This window comes from Tardiphaga sp. P4_G1, assembly GCF_056401215.1.
Genome location: NZ_JBFUJU010000002.1, coordinates 420,543 through 436,142, shown reverse-complemented (window position 1 = coordinate 436,142; position 15,600 = coordinate 420,543). Strand labels below are relative to the sequence as shown.

Sequence of the window (15,600 nt, the reverse complement as noted above, 5' to 3'; positions counted from 1 at the left end):
CACCGCAGGCGGAACGTCGGGCACTTGCTCGGCGCCTCCGAAAGTCCTGATGCACTCTAGATTGCGGAGTACCGCATCGCATCAGGCCCCAGGGTGCAACGGGCACCCGGCGTTCCGCACGCCCTCTCACAAGAGGGTGGGAATGCAAAGGACGACGGCGCCCCCGCGCCGCAAACAATGGGGGTGATGACGCATGTCTGAAGAGCCGTGGCTGTTTGAGAGTTGAATCTGAACTAGCGTGACACGCGAACGCCAAAACCAAACGCCGTCATGCCCGGCGCATGCCGGGTATCCACGCCTTGGCCACAAAAGAAGACGTGGATGGCCGGAACAAGTCCGGCCATGACGAACGAGAGAGTGATGCGTAGGATGGGTAGAGCGCAGGCGCGTTTGCGCCGAAGCGAAACCCATCAATTGCAAGCCAGGAAAGCGATGGGTTTCGCGGAGTTTATCATCGGGCGCGCTTTGCGCGACCCGTTGGCTCTACCCATCCTACGAGTTGCGCGGGGTGTTATCCGCGATAGTCCCGCACCCGCTTCACCATCTGCTCCACATGGGCGATTGGCGTCTCCGGCTGGATGCCGTGGCCGAGATTGAAGATGAAGCGTCCACTGGCATAATTCGCCAGCACGTCATCGACAGCGCGATCGAGCGCGGCGCCACCGGCGATCAGTACCAGCGGATCGAGATTGCCCTGCACGGCGACGTGGCTCTGCACCCGCTCGCGTATGAAGGACGGCTCGGCGGCCCAGTCGATGCTCACAGCATCGACACCGGTTGCGCCGACATAGCTCGGCAGCAGTGCGCCCGCGCCGCGCGGGAAGCCGATGATCTTCGCATCCGGCACCTTGGCGCGCACGCCGGCGATGATGCGCTTGGTCGGCTCCACCGACCAGCGCTGGAATTCCGCTGCCGGCAGCACGCCGGCCCAGGTGTCGAAGATCTGCAGCACATCGGCGCCGGCCTTCAACTGATGGAGCAGATAGGTAATCGAGTTCTCGACGATGGTGTCGATGATTTTTGCGAAGGCCTCCGGATGCCGATAGGCCATCATCCGCGCTGGCGCCTGATCCGGTGTGCCCTTGCCGGCAACCATGTAAGTCGCAACGGTCCAGGGCGCGCCGCAGAATCCGATCAGCGTAATCTTCGGATCGAGCTGCGCGCGCACGCGGCGCAGCGCTTCGAACACCGGTTCGAGCTTGTTGAAATCCGCTTCGGGCGAAAGCGTCGCAACCTTCTCGGGCGTATCCAGCGGATCGAGCCGCGGGCCTTCGCCGACCTCGAAGCGGACCGAGCGGCCGAGGGCATAAGGGATCACCAGGATGTCGGAGAAGATGATCGCGGCATCGAAGCCGAAACGCCGGATCGGCTGCAGGGTCACTTCGGTGGCGAAATCCGGATTGAAACACAGGTCGAGGAAACCACCGGCCTGCGCGCGGACCTCGCGATATTCAGGCAGATAACGCCCGGCCTGTCGCATCATCCAGAGCGGCGGCACCGCCTGGCGCTGGCCGGCGAGGACATCGAGGAACGGCTTGCGGGGCGTGGACTGGGTCAAATGCTTGGGTTCCGGAAACTGGTGCCGAAAGGCATGATTTTGCCGCCTCTGATACACCGCCGCTTCGCTCTTGGCGAGGCGCGGCAATTCCGCAAAACCGGCGATTCACCTCACGTTTTGACGCATCTCAAGGTGTCATCGCGCCGCAGGCGGCATATAGACTGTACGAACATCATGAGCGAAAAGACCATGAACATCATGACCCCGATCGTCAGTCCAGAAATCGAACAGAACCGCACCCGCGCCAAGGTCTGGTTCGAATCCCTCCGCGACCGCATCTGCGCCGAGATCGAGGCGCTGGAGCGCGAGGCGCCGCAGGCGCTGTTCCCAGGCGCGCCGGCCACCTTCACCTACAAGCCGTGGACCCGCGCGACGGGCATCGGCGGCGGCGTCGGCGGCTTCCTCTCGGGCGGTCGCCTGTTCGAGAAGATCGGCATCCACACCTCAAGCGCGAACGGCAAGCTGTCGCCGGAAATGGCGCGGCAAATGCCCGGCGGCGGATCGCAGCTCGATTACGTCTCCAGCAGCATCAGCCTGATCATGCATCCGCGCAGCCCGCGCGTGCCGACCGTGCACATGAACACGCGGTTTCTGTCGACGGCGGTGGGCTGGTTCGGCGGCGGTGCAGATCTGACGCCAATGCTGCCCGAGCAGCGCAAGGCCGATGCGCCGGATACGATCACGTTCCATGATGCGATGCGCGGCGCCTGCGATGCGCATGACCCCGCTTACTACAAGAAGTTCAAGGCCTGGGCCGACGACTACTTCTTCCTGCCGCATCGCGGCGTGGCGCGCGGCGTCGGCGGCATCTTCTACGATCAGCTCAACACAGGTGATTTCGAGAAGGACTTCGCGTTCACGCGCGATGTCGGCTCCGCCTTCCTCGATGTCTATCCGCGCATCGTGCGTGCACGGATGCAGGAAGCCTGGACCGAGGAAGAGCGCGCGCAGCAGCTCGAAACGCGCGGCCTCTATGTCGAGTTCAATCTGCTCTACGACAAGGGCACGATGTTCGGCCTGCAGACCGGCGGCAACGTCGAGAACATTCTGAGCTCGATGCCGCCGCTGGTCAGCTGGAAGTAAGGTCGATCAGGCTGCGCTCGGCGCCTGTTCGATCGCACCCTGCACGGCCCAGGACAGATCCGTGTTGAGCTGGAACGCGACCGAGCCTTCATCGATGATCGCCTGCGGATTCTTGGAGAGCTTGCCGGCTTCATCGAGCGCGTTGCGATAGTCCGACTTCAATGCAGCCAGATCGGCATAGGCCGGGAAATCGTAGAACGACAATTCCTCCGGCGCGAGGCCGGGCTTCTTGGCGAGCAGGCGCTTGAGAATCTGGCCGCCGGAGAGATCGCCGAGATAGCGCGTATAGGCGTGGGCAATCAGCAATTCGCCGTCGCCCTTGGCGGCATCCGCGATGCGCTTGGCATAGGCTTCGCCGGCAGGCAGTATCGGCACTGCCGAGAAATCGCCATCGCACAGCACATTGAGATCGGCTTGCATGGCCGATGCACGATCGAGCCGATACTGGGCGAGTGCGGCGAGCACAGGCGTGTCGCGATGGCTCTCAAGTCCGGCTTCCAGCGCCTGATAGGCGGCCAGCAGATTCCGCTGCAGCAGGACATAGCCCTTGCGGCTGACGTCACCGCGCAACATGTCCTTGATGATGCCGGAGCGCTCGGCTTCGGTGTGAAGCACCTTGGTGCCGAGATAAAGGGCGGTCACGACGCTGACGGGCGCAGTGCTATCTGCCGAGGCAGCAGGCATTGAATTCTCCGATGACTGATAAAGGGATGTGTTGGCGCTCGGGCTGGCGACACCATATCACCCTCGCCGGATGCTACAAGGTGAGGCCAGGTCGGTCGCTATAGCGCCGCGCGGCTACGAGACTTGCGGCGCGCCGGCGCAGATTTGCCGGCTTCCGTCGCAGGCAGGAACTGCGCGCCCTGAGCGGCGAGGAATGCGCGCATCGCCTGCGCCGGCGGCAGCAGCACCTTGTCCTTGCGGTTGAGCACGAACCATTGCCGGATGATCGGCAGGCCGATCACGTCCAGCATCGCCAGTCGCCGCTGCTCCAGTTCGGTGGCCACCGTATGCGCGGAGATGAAGGCGATGCCGAGCCCGGCCATCACGGCCTGTTTGATGGTCTCGTTGCTGTCCATCTCCATGCCGATCGTGGCGCGCAAGCCTGCGCTCTCGAACAATTGCTCCATCAACCCGCGCGTGCCCGAGCCGGGCTCACGCGTCAGGAAAGTCTCGCCTGCAAGATCGCTCATGGAGAGGCGCGCCTTGCCCGCGAGGGGATGGTCGCTCGGCGCGATGATCACATGCGGATGATCGCCGATCAGGTTCACATCCATGTCGATTCCGGCCGGCGGCCGGCCCATGATCGCGATATCGAGATCGTAGTTGCGCAGGCCTGCGATGGTCTCTTCGCGATTGCCGACCGTCAGCAAGATCTCGATCTTGGGATGGAGCTTCGCGAAGGCCGAGATGGCGAAGGGCACGAAGTATTTCGCGGTGCTGACGGCGCCGATGGAGATGCGCCCGCCGGTCTTGCCGGCCATCATGTCCAGCGATGTCGCGCAGGCCGCCATCGCCGCCTCGATCCGTTCCGACAGCGCCAGCACCTCACGGCCGGCATCGGTGAGGACCATTCCGTCGCCGGTGCGCTGGATCAGCGGCAGGCCGGCGAGGCCTTGCAGGTTGCGCAGTTGCAAGGTGACAGCCGGCTGTGTCAGGCGCAGCTTCAAAGCTGCCGCCGTAATACTGCCGCTGGCGGCAACCGCGGTCAGTGCACGCAGCTGGCGGATCGAGATGTCGCGGAAGCGCTTCGTCATATAAGGAAAACTTTCGCCGCCCGATTTTTACGAAAGTTCCTTTATTTGGCCCAGCGGGTCAATATCTGTGGGCAAAATGACCCATTTCTGCCATTCCCGGGCCTTCCGGACGCGGCCATGTGCCAGAAGGAGCCCAGTATTTTGCGGAGATTGCGATGACCGACCACATGCCCCTGTCCCGATATACGGCTGACTACGCCGGACAGGACCCGCTGCGGCTGGCCGTGGCTGCTGCGGTCGATGCCTTCGCCAAGGCCTCCATCGAAATCTCCGACCTGATCGGCTGCGGCGCGCTGGCCGGAATTACCGGCGAGGCGCAGGGCGCGCAGAATGCCGATGGCGACGTGCAGAAGGATCTTGATGTCCGCGCCGACGAGATTGTTCGTACCGCGCTGAAGCCGGTGTCCTGGGCCGCGCTGGCCTCCGAGGAAGCCGAGACGGCGGATATCCGCGACGGCGGCGGGCTGCTGGAGATCGCCTACGATCCGCTCGACGGATCGTCGAATATCGAAACCAATATGACCGTCGGAACGATCTTCTCGATCATGCCGACGTCGAAGGACGCTGTGCCGTTCACGCAGAAGGGCAGCGCGCAGATTGCTGCCGGCTTCGTCGTCTATGGTCCGCAGACATCGCTGGTCCTCACGCTTGGTGATGGCGTCGAAATCTTCACGCTCGATCGCGCCGCTGGGAGCTACAAGCGCATTCGCCAGCGCGTGCAGATCCCAGCCGAGTGCTCGGAATATGCCATCAATGCGTCCAACCATCGCCACTGGGAAGCGCCGGTGCGCGACTTCGTCGAAGAGTGCCTCGCCGGCGTCGATGGCCCGCGCGGCAAGAATTTCAATATGCGCTGGATCGCAGCCCTGGTCGCCGAGGCCTATCGCATCCTGATCCGGGGCGGCGTGTTTCTCTATCCGTCCGATGCGCGCAAGGGCTATGCCGATGGCCGGCTACGTCTCGTCTATGAAGCGCATCCGATGGCCTTCATCGTCGAACAGGCCGGCGGCGGCGCGACCACGGGCCGTACCCGTATTCTCGATCTTGCGCCGACGGCAATCCATCAGCGCGTGCCGTTGATCATGGGTTCGATCAGCAAGGTGAGACGTATCGAGGCCATGCATCTCGATGCCAGCGCGGGACAAGCGCAGGCCGCAGCAGAATAGATAGGGCCTGCACTACACATCCTGTTTTGATCCATTCAAAACATGATAGGCTTGAGGGCTTCTAAGGCCCGTGGTCCCGAAACGGGTTGAGCATGACGCGACCGCGGCCTAGACAAACGCAGGGGTCGCAAAGGATACGCGCATGCTTCCGCAGCAGGTCAAGGTCTCCGATATCACCGATGAGAATTCGGCACAGACCTATCTCAACCAGGCCATCATGACGACATTCTGCCGCGTGCTCGACAGTTCGCGTCTGGCGCCCGATGTGGTGATGCGTCTTCTGGCCACCGCGATCGGTTCGACCTATCGCGAAGTTGCTGCTGCCCATCAGGACGGCCAGTGCCCCTGCGGATGGCGCCCGGTCCCGGATGCCGATATCGAGGCCCTGCGATCGTCGCTTGAAGGCGCTGCTGCGCCGAAGATGGCTGACGATTTGCACAGCATGGTGATCGCCGGACGGGCGTAGCCGCCAGTCGATCTGCCCTCAAATAAGGCTGCATTTACGCGGAATTGGCCACTGAGGATTACCGCAGATGGCATTTTTGCGTCTGTTCCGCTCTCCCGGTCACGTGATTGGGCCAGCGCGATCAACATATGGCAATTCCTTTAGACCTAAACTACTTTGGCCCGATCCTTGAATGTCGAGGAGATCGCGATCGGTGCAAAGTGACCTCATGACATCCTCATCCGCTGCAGTTCTCGACCACACCCCGGCCAATTCGACCGTCTGGCGCGAAGTTGCACGCGCGATCGCCGATATCGGCGCCAAGCGCTGCTTCGGTCTCGTCGGTGGCGCAAACTTCAAGGTGACGCTCGGATTGACCGAGTTCGGTGTCGAGTTTGTCGCTGCGCGCCACGAAGGCGGTGCGGTAAGCATGGCCGATGTGGCGGCGCGTCTGACGCGCGACCTGACCATCGTCAGCGTAACGGCCGGGCCGGGTTTGACTAATGCGATCACCGGCATCGGCGAAGCGGCCAAGAGCGACACGCCACTGCTGGTTCTCGCAGGTGACGTTGTGCTCGGCGACAAGCAGTCGGCATTTGCCTTCAATCAGTCGGAACTCGTTCACGCGGTCGGCGGCGAATGGCGGCAGATCACCGATGCACAGAGCGCTTACGCCGACACCTGGAAAGCAGCCTCGGTTGCTCTGCGTGAGCGCAAGCCGGTCGTGCTCAGCTTGCCGATCAATGTGCAGGAAATGCAGGTCGCGGCGACGATGGGAAAGAAGCATCTTCCTATCATGCCGCGGATCACGATCAATCCGGCGAAGCTGGATGAACTTGTTGCGACGATCCGGACGTCGAAACGGCCGCTGATTCTGGCGGGTCATGGCGCTGTCGTCGCCGATGCGCAGCCGTTACTGGTTCAACTGGCAGACAGACTTGGCGCGTTGCTGGCGACGTCACTGCAGGCGCACGGGATGTTTTCCGGTCATCCATGGAATCTGGGCGTGGCCGGTGGCTTCTCGTCGAAGGCGACGGCTGAGCTGATCGCGCAGAGCGATATGATCCTCGCCTTCGGCATGTCGCTGAACATGTGGACCACGAAGAAGGGCAAGTTGATCTCGGACTATGCCCAGCTCGTGCAGATCGATGTCGAGAAGGGCCGCATCGGCGTGCATCGTCCGGTAGATCTCGAACTTGAAGGCGATGCCTCCGCTGTGGCCACTGCCGTGTTGCAGGCGTTTGACAAGACGCCGCCCAGCGAGGCCGGCTGGCGCACGCCCGAGGTTGCCGCGGTGATGACTGCCAGAGGGAATCATAATCTGGCCTATGACGACACCAGCACGGCCGACCACATCGATCCGCGCACGCTGAGCAAGGCGATGGACGATATCCTGCCGAAGGATCGCACCGTCGTTGTCGATGGCGGCCATTTCGTCGGCTGGGTGACGCGTTATATTTCCGCGCCGGACCACAAGGGTTGGTGCATTCCGATTGCGTTCCAGTCGATCGGCCTCGGCCTTGCCGGCGCGATCGGTGCGGCAGTGACGCAGCCGGAGCGGCTGACAGTGCTCGCGGTCGGTGACGGCGGCTTCCTGATGTCGATTGCGGAGCTGGAAACCGCGGTGCGGCTGAAGAAGCGCATCTGCATCTTCATCTATAACGACAGCGCCTATAGCGCCGAAGTGCATCACTTCGGGCCGGAAGGCTACAACGCCGGCATGGCGCAGTTTCCGGTGACCGACTTTGCGGCCATCGCGCGCGGATATGGCGCCGATGGCGTGGTGGTGCGGACGCTCGCCGATCTCGATGCGGTAAAGCGTTGGGTTGCCGATGGCGCGCAGGGGGTGTTCATCGTCGACGGCCGGATCAATCCGAAGCTGATCGCGGATTGGTATAGCGAGATGTTCAGCGGCGCGAACTTGTAATTGGCCTTCTTACCTCTCCCCGCTTGGCGGGGAGAGGTCGGCTGAAGCGCGCGGAGCGCGTGAAAGCCGGGTGAGGGGGAGCGCATGATACACTTAAGCGCAAACCACTAACTCCCCCTCACCCGAAGGCTCCGCTGCGCTCGCCTTCGACCTCTCCCCGCTGGCGGGGAGAGGTTATGCCGCGGTTTGGTTCGTTGCTTCAACATTCCCCAACCATTCTTTCGCAATGGTCAGATCCGCCTGCGAGAGCTGATGCCCGACGGGCAACGTGCGATGCTGCACATCGGCCCCCGCGTTTGTCAGCATCACAGCCAGCCGTTGCGAATTGCTCGGCGGGATGATCGGGTCGGATTGGCCCGACACGATCAGTACCGGCTTGGCTGCGAGATCTGCCATCGGCGCGTCACGTAGCGGCACCATCGCCCGCAACAATATGCCGCCGGCCAGCGCCTCGGGGCGCAACAGCATCATTGCCGCGGCGATATTGGCGCCGTTGGAATAGCCGAGCGCGATCGGTGCTTTGAGCCCGTAGCGCTTGCGTGCTTCGGTGACGAAGTCCGCAAGGTCATTGGCCCGACGCCGCACGTCGTCCTCGTCGAACACGCCTTCGGCGAGCCGGCGAAAGAAGCGCGGCATGCCGTGTTCCAGCACCTGACCGCGCGGCGAGAGCAGTGCTGCACCCGGCGCAATCGCCTCGCCGAGCGGGAGCAGGTCGCTTTCGTCACCGCCGGTGCCATGCAGCAGCAGGAGCGGCGTTGCCTCGCGCCGGTTGCCCGGCGCGAAGCGATGGATGTGGGACAGGTCGTTGCTCATGACGCCACCTTCTCCGTGTCAAGCGACGGCAATACGCGCTCGATCTCGCCGCGATGCTTTTCGAGAAAAGCGGGCAGTTTCAGATGCTCGCCGAGGGATTCGACGGGCTCGTCCACGGCAAAGCCGGGGATGTCTGTGGCGATCTCGAACAACACGCCGCCGGGTTCGCGGAAATAGACCGAACGGAAGTAGTTGCGATCCTTCTGCTCCGTCGGCTGCTGGCCGTGGGTCTTCACCAGCTTGTTGGCCATCACCTGCTGATCGGCATCATCGACGGCGCGGAAGGCGATGTGATGCACCGAGCCACGGCCCTGACGGCCCGGCAGGAAACCACCGGCCTCATAGATATCGACGATACCGCCTTCGACACTGTCGGCACTCAGCCGGATGATCGAACCTTCGCGCGCCGTTTCCTTAAAGCCGAACACGTCGGTGAGGATCGCGCTGGTCTTCTCGGCCTTCTCCAGCAGAAGCGTCACGCCATGGAAGCCGCGGATCGCGTGCTCCGCCGGAACGTCGCCACTGCTCCAGCCGGGCTCGTTCTCCGCGCCGGCAACGCCGACCAGAGCGAGGCTCATGCCGTCCGGATCGGTGAAGGGCAGCACGGCTTCGCCGAAGCGCTTTTCGAGCGCCTCATGGGCAATGCCCTTCTCGATGAAGCGATGCGTCCAGTAGCCGAGCGAGCGGGCCGGGACCCTGAACGAGGTCTGCTGGGTCTGGCCGACGCCGCCGCGGCCGGGGGCGGCATGCTCCCACGGGAAGAAGGTCAGGATGGTGCCCGGCTTGCCGGTCTCATCGCCGTAGTAGAAGTGGTAGGTGCCCGGATCGTCGAAATTGACGGTCTTCTTGACGAAGCGCATGCCCAGCGCGCGGGTGTAAAAATCAAAATTCCGCAAGGCGTTACCGGCGATTGCGGTGACATGGTGGATGCCTGACATGGTCTGTCTCCTGGTTGGGAAGGCGTCTCGTCTTCCGTTGCCGGGATAATTGGGTCATCCCCGTTCAAAGACAATCTGGCCATTTGTGACATGACTGTCTATGAATTGGGGACAGTCAGGAATGCCCCATGGATAAGCTCAACAGCCTGCGCGCCTTCGTCAAAGTCGTCGAACTCGGCAGCTTCTCCGAAGCAGGGCGGCAGCTGCGGCTGTCGCGCTCGGCGATCTCGAAATATGTCGGCGAGCTCGAACAGGACCTCGGCGTGCAATTGCTCAACCGCACAACGCGCCATGCCAGCGCGACCGAGAACGGTCAGGCCTATTTAGAGCGCGCGCTGACCATCCTCGCCGATCTCGATGCCGCCGATCAGGCGGTGGCGCAGGCGCAATCGACGCCGCGCGGATTGCTGCGCGTCAATGCGCCGATGTCATTCGGCACGCTGCAGCTCGGGCCTGCCATTGCCGATTTCATGGCGCAGTGTCCGGAGCTGCAGATCCAGCTTGTGCTGTCGGACGATCAGGTCGACCCGATGCAGGGCGGTTTCGACGTGACGCTTCGCATCGCCGACCTGGAGTCTTCAAGTCTCATCGCGCGAAAAATCGTCGCCATCGATCGCGCGGTTTGCGCGTCGCCGGACTATCTCAAGCAACATGGCACACCGAAGCTGCCGGAGGATCTGCGCAGCCACGCGCTGCTCACCTATGGCTTCCTACTCACGGGCAATCAGTGGAAGCTGACCGGCAGGGATGGCAACGATCATTGGATCCAGCCGAGCTGGACGCTCTGCGTCAACAATGCTGAAGTACTGCGCGATGCCGCGATCAAGGGCAGGGGCGTCGCGCTGCTACCGACCTTCATTGCCGGCGACGCGTTGCGTGCGGGGACGTTGCGCAGTGTACTCTCCGCCTACAAGGCGCCGCCGCTGACGCTCTATGCGATCTATCCGCCGACGCGGCACCTCGCCGTGAAGGTGCGCCTGTTCATCGATTTCCTGGTGGCGCGCTTCAGCGGCGTGCCGGAGTGGGATGAGAAGCTCTAGCGCCAGATCGCGCGCATCCGCGAATTGATGTCCATGCGCACACCCCGCGCCGCCGCGCGCGCGGGATCAGCGGCGGCCACTTGCGGCCAGGTTGTGCGCTCGAACAGGCCGAGCAGCGCTTCCGGAATGAAGCGGGTGCGCGACGCATAGACGTGTCGGTCACCTTGTGCGTGCTGGCCGTGGGTGAAGAAACGCTGCGGTACCATCAGATGCAGATCGTCCTTGGCGCGCGTCATCGCCACATAAAGCAGCCGGCGCTCTTCCTCGATCTCCGCTGATGTCCCGGTGCCCAAATCCGACGGCATGCAGCCATCGACCACATTCAGCACATAGACAGACTTCCATTCCTGCCCTTTGGCGGAATGGATGGTCGAGAGGATCAGATAGTCCTCGTCGAGCAGCGGCACGCCGGACTGATCGCTGGTCGCGTCGGGCGGATCGAGCGTGAGTTCGGTGAGAAAACGTTCGCGCGACGGATAGCCTGACGCGATCGCTTCGAGCTGGATCAGATCGGCGCGACGCGTCAGCGAATCCTCATGAATGCGATCGAGATGCGGCTCATACCAGCGCCGCGCCAGTTCCAGTTCGGCGGGCCAGCCCGCACGGCGTGACTTGATCTCGCTAATGACCTCGACAAAGCCGCGCCAGTCGGTTGCTGCGCGGGGCGGGGCCGGCGCGTGAGCGAGGGCGTCGATCGGATCGGGTGCCGCGATCATGTGATCCAGCGCGCGCTGTGCGGAAGCTGGTCCCACACCGGGTAGCAATTGCATCAGCCGGAAACCGGCGACCCGGTCACGTGGGTTCTCCACGAAACGCAGCAGCGCCAGCATGTCCTTGACATGCGCGGCGTCGAGAAACTTCAGGCCGCCGAATTTGACGAATGGAATGTTCCGCCGCGTCAGCTCCACTTCGAGTGATCCGCTGTGCGACGACGTCCGGAACAGCACGGCCTGGTCCTTCAGCTTCATGCCGCCTTCGCGATTGTCGAGCACGCGCGCGACGATGGCGCGGGCCTGATCGGTCTCGTCCCGGATGGTGACGAGTTGCGGCTTGGCGGAGGAGACGCGATCGGTCCAGAGATTCTTCGTATAGCGTTCACGCGCGAGATCGATCACGCCATTGGCCGCCGCCAGGATCGGTTGCGTCGAGCGATAGTTGCGGTCGAGCGTGATGATGTCAGCCGGCGGGCTGAACTGCCCGGGGAAATCCAGAATGTTGCGTACGGTGGCGGCGCGAAACGAATAGATCGACTGCGCGTCATCGCCGACAACGGTGAGGCCCGCACCGTTGGGCTTCAAAGCCATCAGGATTGCCGATTGCAGGCGATTGGTGTCCTGATATTCGTCCACGAGCACGTGATCGAAGCGACCGCCGATATCGCTAGCCAGCAGCGGTTCGCTCGCCATCTGCGCCCAGTACAGAAGCAGGTCGTCGTAATCGAGCACGTTCTGCTTCTGCTTGGCTTCGACATAGCCGGCGAACAGTTCGCGCAGCTCGGCTGACCACGCCGCGCACCACGGATAGGACGCGCCGAGCACCTGATCGAGCTCGGTCTCGGAATTCACGCAGCGGGAATAGATCGCGAGGCATGTGCCTTTTGTCGGGAAGCGCGTCTCGGTTTTGGAGAAGCCGAGTTCGTGCCGGACCAGATTCATCAGGTCGGCGGAATCCTCGCGGTCGTGAATGGTGAAACCGGGATCGAGTCCGATCTGTTCGGCATAGTCCCGCAGGAGCCGCGCGCCGATGCCATGGAATGTGCCAGCCCAGGCCAGCGCATCGGTCATGACGCCGGTATTGTCGCCCATCACTTGGCGCGCGATGCGCTCGACGCGGCGGCTCATCTCGCTGGCCGCGCGCCGTGAGAAGGTCATCAGCAGGATGCGGCGCGGATCGGCGCCGTTGACGAGCAGATGCGCCACGCGATGGGCGAGGGTGTTGGTCTTGCCGGAACCGGCACCGGCGATGACCAACAGCGGAGCAGACGTGATGCTGTTCCCATGCGGGAACACGCCATGCTCGACGGCACGGCGTTGTTCTGGATTGAGGGCGTCGAGATAAGAGGCTTGGGCGAGCAAGGCGTGTATCCGAGGTGACGAATCACGCTCGCTGATTCCCGCTTTGTTCGCAATGGACGGTTTGAGGCGCTTTTTTCTCAGCTGTCATCACCCGCGAAAGCGGGTGATCCAGTAAACGCGGTTGCTTGCGAAATGCGCTGACGGCGCCTTGTACTGGATCGCCCGGTCAAGCCGGGCGATGACATCCGAATTTGTAGCGGCTTAAGCCGCCCGCACTTCGCGGAGGAACACATCGACCTGCGTGCGGAGGTCTTCGCCGTTGCGTGACAGGTCCGCGGCCGACTCCACCACGCGCGACGCGGCGAGGCCGGTCTCGCGGGCGGCGTCATTGACGCCGGCAATGTTTTGCGAGACCTCGCCGGTGCCGCGGGCGGCTTCGGCGACGTTGCGGGCGATTTCGAGCGTGGCTGCGCCCTGTTCCTCGACGGCGGCGGCGATGGCGCTTGCGATCTCGCTGACGCGGCCGATGGTCGAGGTGATGCTTTGGATCGAACCCACCGAGAGCTTCGTGGCACTCTGAATCGCTCCGACCTGTGCCGAGATTTCGTCCGTTGCCTTCGACGTCTGGGTGGCCAGTGCCTTCACTTCGGAAGCGACGACGGCGAAGCCGCGGCCGGCTTCACCTGCGCGGGCCGCTTCGATGGTGGCATTGAGTGCGAGCAGGTTGGTCTGCGCAGCGATCTCACTAATCAGCTTGACGACGTCGCCGATCTTCTGCGCGGCCTCCGCAAGGCTCTGCACTTCGCTATTGGTGACGTTGGCCTGCGATACTGCATCGCCGGCGACGCGGGCAGATTCGTTGACCTGCTGTGCGATCTCGCTGATCGAGGCATTGAGCTCTTCGATAGCAGCGGCGACCGCCTGAGCGCTCTGCGTGGCCTCCTCGGATGCTGCCGCGACAGCTGCGGTCTGCCGGGTCGATTCCTCGGCGGTGGCCGCCATCGATTGCGCGGTTGTGCGGAGTTCGCCGGCAGCCGAACCAACGGCGGTGACTACGGTACCAACGCTGCCCTCGAAGCGCGAGGCGAGAGCACTCATGGTGTCGCGGCGATCAAGCTGGGCGCGCTCGCGCTGCTCTTCCTGGGCGGCGCGCAGCTGCTCGGTTTCGATCAGCCCGGTCTTGAAGATTTCGACGGCGCCGGCCATCGAGCCGATCTCGTCCTTGCGGCCTGCACCCGGCACCGCGATCGTGTGATTACCGCCCGCAATGGTCCGCATCGCAGTTTCGAGTGCGCGGATCGGCTTCGCCATCGAGCGGCCCATGAAGGTTGCGATGGCACCGGCGAGCAGCAGCACGCAGGCAGAAATGATGGCCAGCCAATTCAGCGAGGATCGCATCAGGCTGTGATATCCGCTGGTATCACGGGTGATTTCGAAGACGGCGATGTTGTCGCCCGAAAAGCTCTTGATTGCGCCGAAGGTCGTGGCAACGGGCTTGTTGTCGAGTTCGCCATATTGGGTCACAACTTCGCCGGCAAGCGCGCGACGCAGCATATCGACACCCGGAGCAGCCGACTTCAGGGTGGACGCCAGCGTCTTGCCGGCCTGGCCGTCGATCTGGTGAATGCCGACATCGACACCGAAACGCGACTTCATGGTGTCGACGAAAGTCTTGCCGAACGGAGCGCCGACATCGATCGTGCCGAGAATGGTATCACCATCCATCGCCGGTGCTACGCCAAAGACGTTGAGCGCATCACGGCCGGGCTCGATGCCGCCGACCGACTTCTTGCTGGTCATCGCCTGCACCACCATCTTGCGGCGCTCGGAAACGTTGTCTCCGAAGGTGCCGGGATTGTGGATGCGGGCGAAGCTGATGGCCGGCGGTGTTTGAATGGTGATCAGTTCGAGGCCGCGCGGCTTGATACGCTGATGGGCCTCCTTCAGATTCGCGAGCGCACTGGCACGATCGTTCCCCTTGATGGCGTCCTTGATCGGCTGTGACGACGCGATCGACTCGGCAACTGCGAGCAGCGTGCGCGTTTCGGCATTCAGCGCTGCCGTGAGATTGGCGTAGTCATCATGCGCTTCGCGACTAAGGGCTGTATCGATGATCGCCTGTTGCTGCCACATGCTGAAGGCAGCGAGCGCGCCGCACGATCCGGCAGCGACGAGCGTGATGGCGACAATCATACGTGCTGAAATAGAATTGAGTGCTTGCATCGACATGCCCCTTGGACCGCGACAAGCAATTTTGCTGCGGCACTGAAATTCCACGTGAAAATAGGGAAGCCGAGTGAAGGAGCCCTTAATTACCTCTGATGTGTAGGTATCCTGGTATCATGATTCCATTATGCCGCAGCAGATTTTGGCTTCGGGCGATGCCAGCATCAGTCGTGATCGAATGTGCGACGATACTAGTGGAGCCGAGACGAGCCATTCCCCGGCGCAAGGCACCGGTCCACATGCGAGAGAAGAACCGCCGATTTGAGGGGCTTCTGGAGGCGACAGACGGCGCCGAGCTCGGTGGACATCGCGAGAAAATCGGGCGCGGACACGCCTGCCGGTGAGGCCGCGTGACCTGACATGACGATGATCGGGATCTCCGGACGGCACCGATGCGCCAGCTTCATCGTCTCGAGCCCGTTCATCCCGGGCATGAAGATATCGATGATGAGCAGATCGAAATCCGTGTTGCGGAGAATGTGGCGCGCGCGCGGGCCGTCGCTCGCGCAGGTGACGCGGTGGCCTTCGCGCTCAAGCATCAATTTGGTGAAGATCTGAACGACCTTGTCATCGTCGACGATCAGGATGCTTGCCATCTGCCGGTCCCCCGGATGCCGTCGCGCCAGTGCGGA

At 62.9% G+C, this 15,600-nt stretch carries 13 protein-coding genes; 5 read left to right on the top strand and 8 right to left on the bottom strand.

Going from position 1 to position 15,600, the window contains the following annotated elements; genetic code table 11:
* Nucleotides 1-511: 511 nt before the first annotated feature.
* Nucleotides 512-1,558 carry a uroporphyrinogen decarboxylase gene (gene hemE, locus AC1DUY_RS06145; protein WP_478113033.1) on the bottom strand — a complete coding sequence of 349 codons (1,047 nt, stop codon included), beginning with the start codon at nucleotides 1,556-1,558 and terminating at the stop codon, nucleotides 512-514.
* A 189-nt stretch (nucleotides 1,559-1,747) separates the two neighbouring features.
* Here hemE and hemF point away from each other — a divergent pair, with 189 nt between their 5' ends.
* A complete protein-coding gene (hemF, locus tag AC1DUY_RS06140; protein WP_478113031.1) occupies nucleotides 1,748-2,641 on the top strand; it encodes an oxygen-dependent coproporphyrinogen oxidase in 894 nt (297 codons plus the stop codon).
* A 6-nt stretch (nucleotides 2,642-2,647) separates the two neighbouring features.
* On the opposite strand, the gene AC1DUY_RS06135 is transcribed toward hemF, so the two are convergent.
* Both AC1DUY_RS06135 and AC1DUY_RS06130 read right to left on the bottom strand, forming a co-directional pair.
* Nucleotides 2,648-3,325: a biliverdin-producing heme oxygenase gene (locus tag AC1DUY_RS06135; RefSeq protein WP_478113029.1), complete on the bottom strand. Its 678-nt coding sequence runs from the start codon at nucleotides 3,323-3,325 to the stop codon at nucleotides 2,648-2,650.
* 98 nt (nucleotides 3,326-3,423) lie between these two features.
* Nucleotides 3,424-4,398 carry a LysR family transcriptional regulator gene (locus AC1DUY_RS06130; protein ID WP_478113027.1) on the bottom strand — a complete coding sequence of 325 codons (975 nt, stop codon included), beginning with the start codon at nucleotides 4,396-4,398 and terminating at the stop codon, nucleotides 3,424-3,426.
* 155 nt (nucleotides 4,399-4,553) lie between these two features.
* On the opposite strand from AC1DUY_RS06130, the gene AC1DUY_RS06125 reads away from it, so the two are divergent.
* From AC1DUY_RS06125 to AC1DUY_RS06115, 3 genes are all read left to right on the top strand, one after another.
* Nucleotides 4,554-5,564, top strand: a complete 1,011-nt coding sequence (locus tag AC1DUY_RS06125; protein WP_478113025.1) for a class 1 fructose-bisphosphatase — start codon at nucleotides 4,554-4,556, stop codon at nucleotides 5,562-5,564.
* Nucleotides 5,565-5,706: 142 nt separating this feature from the next.
* On the top strand, nucleotides 5,707-6,030 hold the full coding sequence (locus AC1DUY_RS06120) for a hypothetical protein (RefSeq protein WP_184511940.1): 324 nt from the start codon (nucleotides 5,707-5,709) through the stop codon (nucleotides 6,028-6,030).
* Nucleotides 6,031-6,238: 208 nt separating this feature from the next.
* Complete coding sequence (locus tag AC1DUY_RS06115) at nucleotides 6,239-7,936, top strand: thiamine pyrophosphate-binding protein (RefSeq protein ID WP_478113022.1); 1,698 nt, start codon at nucleotides 6,239-6,241, stop codon at nucleotides 7,934-7,936.
* Between the two features lie 174 nt (nucleotides 7,937-8,110).
* On the opposite strand, the gene AC1DUY_RS06110 is transcribed toward AC1DUY_RS06115, so the two are convergent.
* The gene (locus tag AC1DUY_RS06110) at nucleotides 8,111-8,749 is read right to left on the bottom strand and encodes an alpha/beta hydrolase (protein WP_478113020.1); all 639 of its coding nucleotides are present in this window, start codon (nucleotides 8,747-8,749) and stop codon (nucleotides 8,111-8,113) included.
* A complete protein-coding gene (locus tag AC1DUY_RS06105) occupies nucleotides 8,746-9,687 on the bottom strand; it encodes a ring-cleaving dioxygenase (RefSeq protein ID WP_478113018.1) in 942 nt (313 codons plus the stop codon). Before AC1DUY_RS06105 ends, AC1DUY_RS06110 begins: the two co-directional genes overlap by 4 nt.
* 128 nt (nucleotides 9,688-9,815) lie before the next feature.
* Between AC1DUY_RS06105 and AC1DUY_RS06100 the strand changes: the two genes are divergently transcribed.
* Nucleotides 9,816-10,727, top strand: coding sequence for a LysR family transcriptional regulator (locus AC1DUY_RS06100; RefSeq protein WP_478113016.1), 912 nt, complete (start codon nucleotides 9,816-9,818; stop codon nucleotides 10,725-10,727).
* Here the strand turns inward: AC1DUY_RS06100 and AC1DUY_RS06095 are convergent.
* The 3 genes from AC1DUY_RS06095 to AC1DUY_RS06085 all read right to left on the bottom strand — a co-directional run bounded on the left by AC1DUY_RS06095 (nucleotide 10,724) and on the right by AC1DUY_RS06085 (nucleotide 15,564).
* Entirely contained in the window at nucleotides 10,724-12,802 is a 2,079-nt protein-coding gene (locus AC1DUY_RS06095; RefSeq protein WP_478113014.1) for an ATP-dependent helicase, read from the bottom strand. The genes AC1DUY_RS06100 and AC1DUY_RS06095 overlap by 4 nt on opposite strands.
* Before the next feature lie 201 nt (nucleotides 12,803-13,003).
* Nucleotides 13,004-14,965, bottom strand: coding sequence for a methyl-accepting chemotaxis protein (locus AC1DUY_RS06090; RefSeq protein ID WP_478113012.1), 1,962 nt, complete (start codon nucleotides 14,963-14,965; stop codon nucleotides 13,004-13,006).
* A 194-nt stretch (nucleotides 14,966-15,159) separates the two neighbouring features.
* Nucleotides 15,160-15,564 carry a response regulator gene (locus AC1DUY_RS06085; protein ID WP_093757066.1) on the bottom strand — a complete coding sequence of 135 codons (405 nt, stop codon included), beginning with the start codon at nucleotides 15,562-15,564 and terminating at the stop codon, nucleotides 15,160-15,162.
* Nucleotides 15,565-15,600 lie beyond the last annotated feature (36 nt).